A 14685-nucleotide genomic window follows, 5' to 3' on the forward strand; every position below is an offset into this window, starting at 1 on the left:
TACGGATGTTATTGAAAAATGGGTGGCTAAGATGCTTATGGGGGAAGGCTTTTAGCCTTAGCGTACAATTTTCCCGTTTTGGCACGGTGATGCCAGACGGGCTTCAAAAACTAGATATTTCGACTTCTACTTTATCGTGAGAAATTGTCAGGACATGAGGCTGACATTGCTTGATTAGCGGAATGTGGGTTTGAAATCCTAAATGTCTTTATTTATCAGGTAACTTTGAAGATAAATGGTAAGGATTCAAGTCTAATATTTAGGAAGCAGTGATGGGCGAGACAGATAACTATTAGAATTAGCCAAAGGAATAGGACTCAAAAAAGACAATAAAGCTAGTGGTACTTATATCCTTCTACAATTCAAACTCGGTGATAAGCGTGTAGCTAAAGCGTGTAACTGCGCTTTTACGATGGATGGGATAGCTAACGCACTCAGAAAATCTATTGTAGCTATCCGTTGCAATTCTGTCTCATAGGGTAGATTGGTTTTATCCTGTGAGAGAAAACTGAGAGAAAATAACCTCTCGATTTTGTGGTTAGTTTTGTAAAGGTAACGAGCGCGGAGGGATTTGAACCCCCGACCCACAGAACCGGAATCTGTTGCTCTATCCACTGAGCTACGCGCCCTCATTATTTCTAATTATAGCACGCCTGCGATCAAGTTTGCAGTTGAATTGGCAATGACTTAAAGATAATCAGTGGGGTTGACTGGTGTACCATTGCGACGAACTTCAAAGTGGAGGTGGGGGCCAGTTGAGAAACCCGTGGAACCGACAGCACCGATCGCTTGTCCGCGTTCAACTGCTTGTCCTTCGGTGACATACAACTCGCTGGTATGACCGTAGAGTGTCGTCAGACCATTGCCGTGGTCGATAATTACTGCTCTGCCATAGCCACCATACCACCCAGCAAAAATTACTTTTCCTGAATCGGCTGCCCGAATTTTACTGCCATAACTAGCGGCAAAGTCTAAGCCGGCGTGAAAACGACGATAGCCAAGAATAGGGTGTATCCGCCAGCCAAAGGGACTGCTAGTAGGAGCATCGCTGGGATATGTCATGACACCAGTTCCCCGGATGATGATATTTGTACGGCTGTTGGTTTTTGTTTGGGCTTCTTCTGAGGATCTGGCTTCTGCTACTTTTTGTTTAATCAAGACTTCGAGATTTTTCGATTCCCTTTCTAGCTGATTTTGTGCTGCTTCCAAGGCCAGCCGATCGCTATTGAGGCGTTGAATCAATTCTGATTGCGATTGCGCCTGAGTTTGATAATCGGCTTTTTGTGCCAGCAGTTGCTCACGAATCAAGGCAATTTCATTTTTTTGCTGTTCTACTTCTGTTTTTTGTTGATCGATCAGCTTTGCTTGGGTGTTGAGTTTTAGCAAAATTTTCTGGTCTGCCTGATAGACTAACTTCAACTGATGACGGCGGCTGAAAAAGTCGCTGATATTTTCACTTTCAAGCAAAACTGCCCATCCAAAAGAAGCAGGCGATCGCTGGAGATAACGCAATCGTGCTACTGTTGCTACTTGACGCTCCTGATATGAACGTTCCGCCACATCTAAATCAGCTTCTAACTTCTGGAGACGTTGGGCGGCGAGTTGTAATCGTGATTCGCTCTCTTGAATGTAGCTATCTGTAGTTTGCACATTTTGCTTTAAGCCAGTGAGGTTTTTTTGAGCCTCTCGTTGGAGATTTGTTAAGCGATCGCGATCTTGAACCACACTCTGATGCTGCTGGTTCATCTGTTGTTGCTGTTGTCGCAAATTATCAATAGATCCTGTGGATGTTGCGTAGGCTGGAATTAATGCCAAGCAAATCCACAAGATGCAGCAAAATGCAATCGAGAAACAGCAATAAATCTGCTTTTTTTCTAGAAATCGCGCTCTCATAGTGCGAAGCCCCACCACAACTATGCTTTCAAACACTATGAGGATTATTCCCAAAATCTGATTCACCCACTCCAACGCATTATTAAATTGGTCTGCCAAGTTGTAACACAAGGATTCCAGCTATGTCAGCATTGAGCAGATATATTAGCAGGTAGTATATATAAATACACTGATAGTAATTCTCTTAATCACTTTGGTGTGTCCAGGTTTAGCGGTGGTGGGAGTATCCTTGTATTGGTTTAATCTCGATTATGCAGTACCGATCAAAACTGAAAGATATGTAGAAAACCTGGTAGAGGTGGGAAAACATAGTTTGATTTATTTTTGCCCTCTTACTGATCCAAATGTAGTGTAATTGCTGACACCATTGCCACCAAAATGAGTTAAAAATGAGCAGTCATTGGCCTGGAAAGTGAACATCATTAGAACTATTCCTTGGGAAAAATTATTGTTTTCCCAAGAAAGTACTTGCAGGGTTATTTGTGCCCTGGGTATGCCCTCATTTTCATCTCCGCATCGTAAAACCGTGATTTCTTCAGGAGACACTAACTCATGGACTCTCAAAATCCTTTAAGCAAAAAATCCTCCCGCCGTGGGGTAATAGTGAGTGGAGCAGTTGGTGGTATAGCGACTGCGTTAGGTTTGCCGCTGATTGCCCAGAAGGCTGATGCTCTAACAACTGCTGGGCGAAACGATATAAAAATTCTGAATAATGCTCTTTATTACGAACACCAGGCAATTTGGGCTTATGGTGCTGCTGCTGGCAAACTAACTAGTACTGAGGTTGGTAAAACTGTTTTAGCTTTGGCACTCCGCAACCAAGCGGATCATAAAAACCATCGAGATGCTTTAACAGCTACGATCAAGAGTTTGGGAGGAACTCCAGTAAAAACAGGGTCTAGTTATGATGTTTCATCTTACATCAAAAGGGGTGAGGGGAACTTGGATAGTGATGTGAATATTGCCAAGTTGGCTTTAGCTCTAGAGATAGATGCTGCGATCGCTTATAGCCAAGAAATTGCTAAGTTGAAAACTCCAAAATTGATTACTATCGGGGCGAGTATCGGCTCTACTGAGTCTGCTCATGCTGCTGCTATTCGTGCCACTTTCAAAGCCCTCGGAGTGGATATCGAAATCGTACCAGCGCCTTTTGTTAGCTCTGAGAATCGTCAAGCTTGGGTGCTGAAAGTATAGATGGGGAGTGGGGAGATGAGGGAGATAAGTTAATAACCAATGCCCCATGCCCCATGCCCAATGCCCATTAATTACGATTAACTTTCCAGTTTGCCAAATCAGCTAAAGAGCGATCGCGGTAACGTCCATAACGCTCTGGTTTACTTTTGATTTTCACTCCTAAATCGGGAAAAATCCCAAAGTTGGGCGGCATTGGTTGGAAATGCTTGGGCGAAGCAGAACTAATAAATTCCAATAACGCACCCATCATTGTTGTTGGTGGTAAAACCAAAGCTTCTTTACCCAAAGCTAACCGTGCTGCATTAATTCCCGCCAAGCAGCCACCCGCAGCCGCAGCGGTGTAGCCTTCAGTACCAATCAATTGTCCAGCAGCTAATAATGTCGGACGCGCTTTAAATTGCAAGGTAGAATGCATTAACTGGGGAGCATTAATAAAAGTGTTGCGGTGCATTACTCCCAGCCTCACAAACTCCGCTTTTTCCAAACTGGGAATTAACTGAAATATGCGCTTTTGCTCGCCCCAACGCAGATTAGTTTGAAATCCTACCATATTCCACAGTTGACCGGCTTTGTCTTCTTGTCGTAACTGCACCACAGCATAAGGACGTTCCCCTGTGCGAGTATCTGACAATCCTACTGGCTTTAGGGGGCCGTAACGCATGGTATCTTCCCCCCGATGTGCTAATTCTTCTATGGGTAAACAGGCTTCAAAAAATTTCGCTGTTTCCCGTTCAAAACCCTTGAGTTCTATTTGTTCAGCTTTACAAAGTTCTTCTCGAAAATGCAAGTACTGCTCTTTATTCATTGGGCAGTTGAGATAAGCGGCTTCGCCTTTGTCATAACGTGATGCCATAAAAGCAATGTCACGGTTAATCGATTCTCCGACAATAATCGGACTCGCTGCATCAAAAAAGCTCAGGTATTCCATACCTGTAAAGCGGAGCAAATCTTCTGCTAAGTCGGGACTAGTTAAAGGCCCGGTTGCTAAAACCACAATTCCTTCGGGAATCGCAGACACTTCACCCCGACGGAATTCAATTAAAGGATGGCTGGCTAAAGTTTCAGTCAAGTCTTGGCCAAATTGTCCCCGATCCACAGCTAGCGCCCCACCAGCTGGAACGGCGTGTTCATCAGCTTTGGAGATGACGATAGAACCTAGTTGGCGTAACTCTTCGTGCAATAATCCTGCTGCGCGATCGCTTGCCATTGCCCCAAAGGAATTACTACACACTAGTTCTGCTAAATGTTCTGTATGATGAGCAGGACTAAATCGCTTTGGACGCATTTCATGCAGAATTACTGGTACTCCCGCTTGAGCTATTTGCCACGCTGCTTCTGTCCCAGCTAGTCCACCTCCAATTACTTGTATCGGCTGTTTTTCCATAGTTAAATTTTTAATTCCCATATATATAAGTATCCATCAGCATCACAGAAATGATGAGTAATGAGTAATGAGTTCTGAGTTCTGAGTAATGAGTAATGAGTTCTGAATTCTGAATTCTGAGTGTAGCAGTAATTTAGTACGTTTGTACTAAATTACTGCTACAATGCCTTACAAGTCAGCTAGCCTTACTTGAGGTAGTAGTATGAAAAAAATTCAAACCACGGACAAAAAGCCCATTTTGTTGAAAGTTTCGCTGTTGCAGCCGACATCTGTAACTACTGCTATAGTGCCATTGCAACCCCAAGAGGAAAAAGTCATCAGTGAACAGGAGCGTTTAATCACGCAAGTCGAACGCATTAATCAGATGGCAGCGGAGTTAGAAGCAGCGATATTGGAGTTGAAAGCGATCGCGAACACACTAAATACTCAAAAACGTTACCCAGCAGTAATTCAGGACGCATACAAAAATATTTGTCAGTATTTCGCAGTTAGCGTCCCTTGGGTGAAACGAAAGCCGGATGAATCATTTGTTTTGACAACGCGAAGAGTTGATTTATTCCGAGCCGAAAGGGAAGCCGCACTCTTAGCACAGCAACTTCGTCAGCAAACCAAAAAAAGATTAGCATCGCAGCGACATAGAAAAAAGAAGAGTGGCGCTAAGGCTAATACCAAATGCTTGTTCAAAAGGGTATTAGTTAACAAATCTTAAAATTATCGACATTCAACGGCATCTCACCCTTGAGGTTGTAGCAGTTATGCTGATTGAAGTGGTGGAAAGAACTTCTTTTTCAAAATTGCTTGACACCACAATGCCACTTGCTAATTGCAACCATAGTTGCTAGCAAAAAGGCAAAGCTGCCCTAATATTTGCACTTCCGTAAAACTAGAGTGCAACAATCAGGGAAAATCAATCAGCGCACAGAAGAGGTAAAAAGAAGGTGTTAAAGACACTTTTAGTGATTGCCGTTGGTTTTTTACCGTCCCTGTTTTCCCTGTGGATGATCCGCAAAACCCAGCGATCGCGCTTACGGATGAGACAAGCAGCGACGAATTTTCCTGTGGCGCAGGGACGGCAAAATTTGAGAGCGATTGCAGGCGATCGCTATTATTTAGAAGGCGTGGGTTATCTAATTGGCGATATCAGCTGCAAGTTTAATGCTCGATCTGGCTACATTCGCTGTGCCATCAATCCCGATGGCCCGTGTAATGGTTGCCGTCACTACGAACCAAAGGAATTAGCTGGTAGTGAAAAAAAGACTTAAAATTTCTGACTGAATACTCAACAAGCTAAAATTTCCTGGTTAACACAGACGCTCTAACCAGGAGATTTTGTCAGCGACTTCATAGCACTAGAAGAGAGGAATGATAAAATCATTACTAATTATAATAATTTGTATTTACAAACACTTTGAATATTTCTCTTTGCATGGTGAAATAAGAATGATTTAATAGAATTCGTGCAAAAGTGTAAATCTGCGTCACTTGATTTGCAGATTAGGAGCTTTTTACGAATATCTCATAACTACATGATTGTTTAACGATGAATAACGCGATCGCTCGGACAACAGCATTATTATCAACTTGTGCTTTACTACTAACAGGCTGTGGTGGTGGTGATGGTGGTGGTGGCAATACCCCTCCGATAAGTTCTCCAACTAATAGTTCAAGTACCCCAAGTAACACTGCAAGCGATACCGCCACATTATCAGGTGCTATTCCCATCGGTATTGCTGTTGCTCAAACTAGCAATGTGGCATTACTAGGACAAGAGGAAGTTGCTGGAGCTAAACTTGCCGAGAAGTATTTTAATAGTAAAGGTGGGGTTAATGGCACACCAATTAAATTAGTTTTTCAAGATACTAGTGGTGATGAAGCCGGGGCAATTAACGCTTTTCAAACTCTCATTAACAAAGATAAAGTTGTCGGTATTGTAGGCCCAACTTTATCACAGCAAGCCTTTAGTGCCGACCCCATTGGCGAACGTGCAAAAGTACCAATTCTTGGGCCATCAAATACTGCTAAAGGCATTCCCGAAATTGGTGATTACGTTGCTCGTGTTTCCGCACCAGTTTCCGTTGTTGCCCCTAATTCGGTGAAAGCTGCACTTAAGCAAAATCCCCAACTGAAAAAAGTCGCAGTTTTTTTTGCACAAAATGATGCGTTTAGCAAGTCAGAAACAGAAATTTTTCAACAAACAGTTAAGGATCAAGGGCTGGAATTAATAACAGTCCAAAAGTTCCAAACTAGTGATACAGATTTTCAAAGTCAAGCCACCAATGCCATTAATCTCAAACCAGATTTGATCGTTATTTCTGGGTTGGCTGCTGATGGTGGTAATTTAGTCCGACAATTGCGAGAACTTGGTTATAAAGGCTTAATTGTCGGTGGAAATGGTTTAAATACATCGAATTTATTGCCAGTTTGTAAGGCCCTTTGTGATGGTGTATTGATTGCTCAAGCTTATAGTCCAGAACATCCAGGTGAAGTTAACGCGGCGTTTCGTAAAGCCTATACTGACGAATACAAAAAAGAACCACCCCAATTTAGCGCTCAAGCTTTTACAGCAGTACAGGTTTATGTCGAAGCACTCCAAGCTTTAGATAAAAAGAGTAAAGTCAACAAATTACAGCTACCAGAACTGCGGACAGAATTGAACAAACAGATACTTGCCGGAACATACAATACACCGCTAGGTGAAATTGGTTTTACTCCCATAGGTGAAGTTGTGCAAAAAGATTTCTATGTTGCCCAAATCAAGATGGAAAAAGACGGGAGCAAAGGTAAATTTACATTTCTAAAATAATTGCTAAATGAATATTAATCTATTTTTACAGCAATTATTAAATGGGTTGTCCATCGGCAGTGTCTATGCAATTTTTGCCTTAGGATATACCTTGGTTTATTCTATTTTAGGCATCATTAATTTAGCTCATGGCGCAATTTTTACCTTGGGTGCATATTTCACTTACGCACTTATGGGTGGCAACTTTGGATTTAATGGCTTGTTAGCTAATGCAGCCCTGCCGATAAAATTACCATTTGCGATCGCCTTGATTTTAGGAAGTACTTTGGCGGGATTGGTAGGGGTAGTGATGGAACGCGTTGCTTTTCAACCTCTGCGCCGTCAAGGATCTGATCCTTTACTAACTGTTGTTTCCAGCTTGGGGGTAGCAGTGGTAATTGTGAATTTAATCCAGTATTTAGTAGGTGCAGAAAGTTATACATACCCCGCAAATACTTACGGTAATTTGCCACCAGCGATTAATTTTGGTAGTCCAGAAAACCCAATTCCGATTCGCAGTGTTCAGGTGGTAATTTTTACTGTATCAGTGGTGATTGTGGCAATTCTTACCTATTTTATCAATCGGACTAAATATGGTAAAGCAATGCAAGCGATCGCAGAAGATCCAACTACAGCTAGTTTGTTAGGAATTAATAGCGATCGCTTTATCATCCTAACATTCTTCATCAGCAGTTTTTTAGCAGGATTAGCCGGAACTTTAGTTGCTTCTAGTGTTAGTATTGCAGGGCCATATTTCGGTATTGCTTTTGGTTTGCGGGGTTTAGCGGTAATTGTCTTAGGTGGTTTAGGTAGTATTCCTGGTGCAGTGGTGGGAGGCTTAGTAATTGGATTAGTGGAGGCGTTTGTACCCACCGAATACTCTGGATATAAAGACGCAGTAGCCTTTGGAATTTTGTTTATCATGTTATTAATTAGACCCCAAGGTTTGCTAGGGCGGCGGTTTATTCAGAAAGTTTAAATATACATAGTGTAATGAAAACATACACCAAACAAAAGTTAACTTTTGAGCAATTTTTAGAACAATGTCTAGAGTCAGGTTTATATGAACTTGTCGATGGAGAAATTGTAGAAGTGCGTGTAACTAGAAATCATGATGATGTAGCTGACTTTACGGCTGACTCTTTCAAAGATGAAATTAAACGTCTAAATCTAAATTACGTAGTAAAAAATCCAGCAGTCTTTAAAACTATAACTGCCAATGGCATAGAACAAGGGCGCAAGCCTGATGTAAGTGTCATAGACAAAGATAAATGGCGCTCAAATCGTTCTGCTTATGCTGCACTTGAAGAACCTATCCAGTTAGCTGTAGAAGTAACATCAACTAATTGGGAAGATGACTACATTGATAAGTTAGATGAATATCAACGCTTAGGTATTACAGAATATTGGATTGTAGATTATTTAGCAATTGGGCTAAGAGAGTATTTAGGAAATCCAAAAGTTCCGGCTGTGTTTATTTTTCTACCGGCTGTGTTTATTTTTCTATTAGATGCTGAGGGAAAATATCAATGTACGCATTTTAGAGGTTCAGAACGAATTGTGTCACGAACTTTTCCTGAACTGACGCTGACAGCAGAGCAAATATTAACAGCTTAAGAGTTGATAAAAGCGATAGTTTAATTGAGCTTATATGGAAATACTTTAAAATAAATGGCTGATTTTTTCGCTACTTACGCTTCTTTAATTGTCTCTATGGTATTGGGGGCGCTCTTAGGACTGTCACTTTACTTACCGCTAATGACAGGGCAATTGTCTTTAGCTAGTCCAGGATTTTATGCTTTAGGTGGGTATATTGCAGCAATTTTATCCACAAAAGTTTTAACTCCTAGCAGTGGTTTATTTCCTATTCCATTGTTGTTATTGGAGATGTTGATTGCGGGTATAATTTCTGGTGTATTGGGTGTAATAGTGGGAATTCCGGCGTTGAGATTGCGAGGAATTTATTTAGCGATCGCAACTATCGCTTTTGTGGAAGTTCTGCGCGTCATCTCCCTCAATCTGGATATTACAGGCGGCGCTGTCGGAATCTTTGGCGTTCCTCAACCTTTCCAAACACAACTTGAATATTTATGGATTGCTTTGCCATTACTATTAATTAGTATGGTGCTGCTTTACCGTTTAGAACGTATTCGCGTGGGAAGAGCTTTTATCGCTATCCGCGAAGATGAATTAGCTGCGGGTGCAATGGGAATTGATCCCACTTATTACAAAGTTTTAGCATTTACACTAGGGGCTATACTTGCAGGGGTTGTAGGTGCTATTAGTGCCCACTTTCTCAATACCTGGAATGCTCGTCAAGGTACTTTTGATGCGAGTATTATATATTTAACTTTTGTTTTAATTGGTGGTTCGAGAACTTTTTTAGGGCCGGTAGTTGGTGGTATGGTATTTACAGCTTTACCAGAGATTCTGCGAAGCCTTGCTGATACTGGTGGTTTACCTAATTGGTTAGCGCAGTTTTTGCGAGATGGGAGATTAATTATTTTTGGCTTACTTATAGTAATAGGTACAATCTTTTTTCCTCAAGGTCTAATTACTCCAGATATTTTTCAAAGAAAAAAACGAACCGCAAAGGGCGCAAAGGAGTAAGATTTTTAGAGAGTTATTGCGTAAGTCTTATATTCATAATAATATGCAAAAATGTCACATAGTATTCCAATAAATAACAGCAATATCGTTTTAGAATCAAGAGCATTAACTCGCCGCTTCGGTGGTTTGGTGGCGGTAAATAATGTGTCTTTTAGTGTTAACAAATATGAGATTTTTGGATTAATTGGCCCTAATGGTGCTGGCAAAACAACACTGTTTAATTTGATTACTGCCTTTATTCCACCTTCTAGCGGTAAATTAATTTATCAAGGTGCAGAAGTTTCTCAACTGCGTCCCCATCAAATTGCGGCTTTAGGTATCGCCCGCACCTTCCAAAATATTCGGTTGTTTGGGGAATTATCAGCGTTGGAAAATGTGATAATTGCCCGACATTTACACACTAAAAGTAATATGATTACAGGTGTTTTAGGATTACCACCAGCGCCTCGTGAAGAATTGAAAACCAAGCAAAAAGCTTTAGATTTATTGGAATTGGTGGGATTAAGCGATCGCGCTGACGAAAAAGCCAAAAACTTTGCCTACGGCGATCAGCGACGGCTAGAAATTGCCCGTGCTTTAGCATTACAACCGCAAATCTTACTTCTCGACGAACCGGCGGCAGGGATGAACCCCAACGAAAAGCAGCAATTGAGTGAATTTATCCGCAGCCTGCGCGATCGCTTCAATTTGACGATTATCCTTATAGAACACCATGTACCATTGGTTATGGGTTTGTGCGATCGCATTGCTGTATTAGATTTTGGTCAATTAATCGCTTTGGGTGAACCATCTATAGTTAGAAATGATCCGGCTGTAATTGAAGCTTATTTGGGAAATGAATGAATTTACGTAGACAAAATTACCACAAATTCTTCTAAAGAACTCACAGCGATCGCGCTATCCATTAAATTTTCTAATTGCTCCACACTTTCGCTCTCAAGCCTTGCTTCTACCTCTTGGGAAATTTCACCAAAGCGTCGTCGCAATACTCGGATTAACTGCTGTCGCGCACCCTGTTGAACGCCTTGCTGAATACCCTGCTGAAGACCTAGCTGAATACCTCTTTGCTCAATTTCCTGATACCAAGGCGATTCTCGCAATACTGCCATATCCCACCTCATGATTTGTTGCACTAAAGGCGTGTCTAACACAAAGCTAGCAAAAAATGCTAGCAATGATTCTAATTGGTTCAGTTGTTCATCTGCTCTTAGCGTCTGTAATGCGCGTTGCACAACTGATACTTCTCCCCCTCCCCGCAAGATTGGCACAAAGGGTAACAACGATGGTAGCGGTTGCTGAAAGACTATTTCAGCATCGATTTCCCATAAATTGATCACGCGATAATCTTGGATGGCACGTAATCCTAAAAATTCCTGCTCGTAACTATTAACAATAGTTAACGTAGGTGGAGGCGGTAAAATGTTGATCAGTACTGGGTAAGTTGGCAATCGATACCGTTTTTGTGCCAAAGCAGCATAAGCTCTCATCCGTAGAGGCATCTGTGCAGTGTAACGCAGTTGTAGTTCGTTGAGTACGAGAAAATCGCCGTGAGTGGCACTGTATGCCTTCACCAACACATCTGTTTCCCGGCTAATCCACTGAAATTCAGAACCGAGAATTTCTTTCGCCACGACTTCAGGACGCTGTGTCACCCATTGTACCCATGCATCTGGAGCTAAATTAATTAGTCGCTTGCTACCAATATCTGCTACTTTTGCCACGGGACGCTTGATATCTTTATCAGTAATTAATGGTACATCATAAAGATTGCAGTATTCTGGTCTTTATTTCTAAGTTGAAGCAATTTCTCGGATGGGGTACGCCTACGCACTGTTTTAAGAAATGTACGATTGATGTATGTTAGGTTTTGAATCAACATTTCTGGATGTAAACTGCCGATGAAAGCCGATAGTAAGCCAAACTATACAATTTTAGAAGTTCAAGAACTTGATGTAAATTATGGCGGTATCCAAGCCCTCAAAAAGATTAATTTAATTATTCAAAAAGGCGAAGTAGTTACTTTAATTGGTGCTAATGGTGCTGGTAAAACCACTACACTCCGCGCCATAAGTAAAGTAGTTAATCCTAAAAATGGTCTAATTATCTATAATGGACATAATATTACCCGCCGCCAAACTCATGAGGTTGTACAACTTGGTATTGCCCATTGTCCAGAAGGACGCAGAGTGTTAGCGCGGCAAACAGTATTTGATAATTTACTTTTGGGTGCTTATATTCGCTCCAATCAAGCCGAGATCAAAGCAGATATTCAGCGCCAATTTGAGCTATTTCCCCGCTTGTCACAAAGACGCAATCAATTAGCAGGAACTCTTAGCGGTGGTGAACAACAAATGTTAGCGATCGCACGTGCTGTCATGAGTAAACCACAACTCTTACTTTTAGATGAGCCTAGCTTAGGTTTAGCACCTGCGATCGTCCGAGAAATCTTCTCAATTATTGAAAATCTCCGTGCTACAGGTGTGACTATTTTGTTAGTTGAACAAAACGCGAATTTAGCACTACAAATTGCCGATCGCGGTTACGTTCTAGAAGCTGGTTCTATAACTTTAACAGGTGCAGCATCAGAATTGATTAGTGATGAGCGGGTTAAAAAAGCTTATTTAGGGTGATGATTATAGTAGAGTAATAATCCAATAAATTTCTTATGAACTGGATTAGTGTCGATGAAATAAAACGTGACTTATTAGGCTACCTTCAGCGCGTTGAAGCTGGGGAAACTCTTGTAATTATACGTGGTGGAAAGCCAATTGCTGAAATTAAACCGACGGTAAAAGCACCCGATCTCTCTAGACCATTCGGACTCTGTGCAGGAGAGTTTATTGTACCCGATGATTTTGATGAACCACTGCCAGAGAATATTATAAGTGAGTTTGAGGGTAAATGAAACTCCTACTAGATACCCATATTTTCCTCTGGTTTATTAGTAGTGATCGCCGTTTGTCTAATACGTTTATAGAGATTATTCGTAATGCTGATAATGATGTATATCTAAGTATAATTTCTATTTGGGAAGCAACCGTTAAGTATCAATTAGGCAAATTACCTTTGCCTCAATCACCTGAGATTTATCTGCCGATACAGCGTGAGCGGCATTTGATTACTAGTCTTCCTTTAACAGAGGATAGTGTTGTACAACTTAGCAAGCTTCCTAATATCCATCGCGATCCGTTTGATCGAATGCTAATTTGTAAAGCTTTGCAGCATGACCTTACTATTGTGACTGTCGATGATGCAATTCGTGCTTACCCAGTTAAAATTTTAAACGATACATAATTTATTGTTGTATGTAAAAACTTAGGAAATCTAAGCAGATGGTAAAATCACCAACTAAACCCCTAACTTTAGAAGAGTTTTTGAAACTACCAGAAACAAAGCCTAGCTCAGAGTACATTAACGGTCAAATTATTCAAAAGCCAATGTCACAGGGAAAGCATAGCAAATTACGGGGTGAGCTACTTAGTGCTATCAATGAAATAGTTGAGAATCGAAAGATTGCCCTTAGTTTTCCAGAATTGCGATGTACTTTTGGCGGACGTTCAATTGTCCCTGATGTCGCTGTGTTTGCTTGGGAACGGATTCCTTTAGATGAAAATGGAGAGGTAGCAAATGTTTTTCACACGTATCCAGACTGGACGATTGAGATTCTTTCGCCAGATCAAAGCCAGACTAAAGTAACCGGAAATATTCTACACTGTTTAAAGTATGGTAGTAGTTTAGGTTGGTTAATCGATCCAGGCGATCGCTCTGTTTTAGTTTATCCGCCAAAGCAGCAACCAGAACTTTTACAAGAAGAACAAGAAATATTACCAGTTCTCGATTTAGTTAGCGATTTTAAATTAACTGTAGGGCAACTATTTGAATGGTTAAAATTATAAGTAATTGTATATATTCATATATGAAAAATACGAAAAACTTATTCTCAGTGGAACTAACTCTCTAGAGATTTTAGTCGATATTGCTTTAGAAACTTGGCTAAAAAAGCTTTAAATAAAACTAAATTGACAGTACTTATAACTTTTCCTAATCATTAGTATTATTAAATATTATTACGTTTTTGTCATACTATATTAATATTTGTAGCCCTCCTTGCAGATATCTATTATTTGTTTAGCGGCGAATTCTATTCACCGGAATCATTAAACCTATGAGTCAAATAGTCTGGATAGCAAGACACGCTAACCGCCTCGACTTCGTAAACCCCGATTGGTTTCTCACTGCCGAACGACGCTACGATCCACCCTTATCTGATGATGGTATGCTTCAGGCACAGCAGTTAGCTAGACGTTTGAAAAAAGAAAATATTGGCCATATTTTCGCTTCCCCTTTCTTGCGAACCGTGCAAACTGCAAATGCAGTTGCAGAAATACTCAAATTGCCAATCAAACTCGAAACAGGCTTGAGTGAATGGCTAAATCCAGTTTGGATGACGGAAGAACCCGAAAGACTCTCAACTCGAGCCTTAGCAGAGTTATTCCCCAGAATTGACACCAGCTATACCTCGCGCATCGCTGCTAAATATCCTGAAACTCACGAAAAAGTGCGAGAACGTTCTGGGCAAACTGCTAGATGTTTAGCTACTGAGTTCTTTCCAGAGGATATCCTGCTAGTGGCGCATGGCGCATCTGTGTTGGGTGGGGCAATGGGGCTAGTGGGGGAAATTGCCAAAACAGAAGTTAAAGCTTCCTTGTGTTCTCTGGTAAAAGTGGTACGCCAGGAACCAGAATGGTTATTAGAACTAACGGGAGATACTTCGCATTTAACCCACATAGAAGAAGTTATTCGATTTGCTTAAACCTTTGAT

Annotated in this window: 16 protein-coding genes and 1 tRNA gene; 13 read left to right on the forward strand and 4 right to left on the reverse strand. The window is 41.1% G+C overall.

Annotation, left to right across the window (positions count from 1 at the left end; genetic code table 11):
- Positions 1–556: 556 nt before the first annotated feature.
- Both V7L31_RS02610 and V7L31_RS02615 read right to left on the reverse strand, forming a co-directional pair.
- Positions 557–629 (reverse strand) — tRNA-Arg (locus V7L31_RS02610).
- 58 nt (positions 630–687) lie between these two features.
- On the reverse strand, positions 688–1893 hold the full coding sequence (locus tag V7L31_RS02615; RefSeq protein WP_334694812.1) for a murein hydrolase activator EnvC family protein: 1206 nt from the start codon (positions 1891–1893) through the stop codon (positions 688–690).
- A gap of 552 nt (positions 1894–2445) precedes the next feature.
- Between V7L31_RS02615 and V7L31_RS02620 the strand changes: the two genes are divergently transcribed.
- Positions 2446–3087, forward strand: coding sequence for a ferritin-like domain-containing protein (locus tag V7L31_RS02620; RefSeq protein ID WP_334694813.1), 642 nt, complete (start codon positions 2446–2448; stop codon positions 3085–3087).
- 67 nt (positions 3088–3154) lie between these two features.
- Here V7L31_RS02620 and trmFO read toward each other — a convergent pair whose 3' ends face one another.
- Positions 3155–4471, reverse strand: a complete 1317-nt coding sequence (trmFO, locus tag V7L31_RS02625) for an FADH(2)-oxidizing methylenetetrahydrofolate--tRNA-(uracil(54)-C(5))-methyltransferase TrmFO (protein ID WP_334694900.1) — start codon at positions 4469–4471, stop codon at positions 3155–3157.
- 202 nt (positions 4472–4673) lie between these two features.
- Here trmFO and V7L31_RS02630 point away from each other — a divergent pair, with 202 nt between their 5' ends.
- The 7 genes from V7L31_RS02630 to V7L31_RS02660 all read left to right on the forward strand — a co-directional run bounded on the left by V7L31_RS02630 (position 4674) and on the right by V7L31_RS02660 (position 10706).
- Entirely contained in the window at positions 4674–5180 is a 507-nt protein-coding gene (locus tag V7L31_RS02630) for a hypothetical protein (protein ID WP_334694814.1), read from the forward strand.
- Between the two features lie 229 nt (positions 5181–5409).
- Positions 5410–5733, forward strand: coding sequence for a DUF6464 family protein (locus V7L31_RS02635; protein WP_334694815.1), 324 nt, complete (start codon positions 5410–5412; stop codon positions 5731–5733).
- A gap of 278 nt (positions 5734–6011) precedes the next feature.
- On the forward strand, positions 6012–7274 hold the full coding sequence (locus tag V7L31_RS02640) for an ABC transporter substrate-binding protein (protein ID WP_334694816.1): 1263 nt from the start codon (positions 6012–6014) through the stop codon (positions 7272–7274).
- Positions 7275–7281: 7 nt separating this feature from the next.
- Positions 7282–8232 carry a branched-chain amino acid ABC transporter permease gene (locus V7L31_RS02645; protein WP_334694817.1) on the forward strand — a complete coding sequence of 317 codons (951 nt, stop codon included), beginning with the start codon at positions 7282–7284 and terminating at the stop codon, positions 8230–8232.
- A gap of 14 nt (positions 8233–8246) precedes the next feature.
- A complete protein-coding gene (locus V7L31_RS02650) occupies positions 8247–8870 on the forward strand; it encodes a Uma2 family endonuclease (protein WP_334694818.1) in 624 nt (207 codons plus the stop codon).
- A gap of 54 nt (positions 8871–8924) precedes the next feature.
- Positions 8925–9863, forward strand: coding sequence for a branched-chain amino acid ABC transporter permease (locus V7L31_RS02655; protein ID WP_334694819.1), 939 nt, complete (start codon positions 8925–8927; stop codon positions 9861–9863).
- Positions 9864–9914: 51 nt separating this feature from the next.
- Complete coding sequence (locus V7L31_RS02660; RefSeq protein ID WP_334694820.1) at positions 9915–10706, forward strand: ABC transporter ATP-binding protein; 792 nt, start codon at positions 9915–9917, stop codon at positions 10704–10706.
- A gap of 2 nt (positions 10707–10708) precedes the next feature.
- Here V7L31_RS02660 and V7L31_RS02665 read toward each other — a convergent pair whose 3' ends face one another.
- Complete coding sequence (locus tag V7L31_RS02665; RefSeq protein WP_334694821.1) at positions 10709–11584, reverse strand: Rpn family recombination-promoting nuclease/putative transposase; 876 nt, start codon at positions 11582–11584, stop codon at positions 10709–10711.
- A gap of 177 nt (positions 11585–11761) precedes the next feature.
- Between V7L31_RS02665 and V7L31_RS02670 the strand changes: the two genes are divergently transcribed.
- From V7L31_RS02670 to V7L31_RS02690, 5 genes are all read left to right on the forward strand, one after another.
- On the forward strand, positions 11762–12493 hold the full coding sequence (locus V7L31_RS02670) for an ABC transporter ATP-binding protein (protein ID WP_334694822.1): 732 nt from the start codon (positions 11762–11764) through the stop codon (positions 12491–12493).
- 35 nt (positions 12494–12528) lie between these two features.
- Positions 12529–12768, forward strand: coding sequence for a type II toxin-antitoxin system Phd/YefM family antitoxin (locus V7L31_RS02675; RefSeq protein WP_118169736.1), 240 nt, complete (start codon positions 12529–12531; stop codon positions 12766–12768).
- Complete coding sequence (locus V7L31_RS02680) at positions 12765–13157, forward strand: type II toxin-antitoxin system VapC family toxin (RefSeq protein ID WP_334694823.1); 393 nt, start codon at positions 12765–12767, stop codon at positions 13155–13157. Before V7L31_RS02675 ends, V7L31_RS02680 begins: the two co-directional genes overlap by 4 nt.
- A gap of 38 nt (positions 13158–13195) precedes the next feature.
- The gene (locus tag V7L31_RS02685) at positions 13196–13759 is read left to right on the forward strand and encodes a Uma2 family endonuclease (RefSeq protein WP_334694824.1); all 564 of its coding nucleotides are present in this window, start codon (positions 13196–13198) and stop codon (positions 13757–13759) included.
- 269 nt (positions 13760–14028) lie between these two features.
- Positions 14029–14676, forward strand: coding sequence for a histidine phosphatase family protein (locus V7L31_RS02690; protein WP_334694825.1), 648 nt, complete (start codon positions 14029–14031; stop codon positions 14674–14676).
- The last annotated feature ends 9 nt before the right edge of the window (positions 14677–14685 follow it).

The organism is Nostoc sp., from assembly GCF_036916655.1.
Classification (GTDB): domain Bacteria; phylum Cyanobacteriota; class Cyanobacteriia; order Cyanobacteriales; family Nostocaceae; genus Nostoc.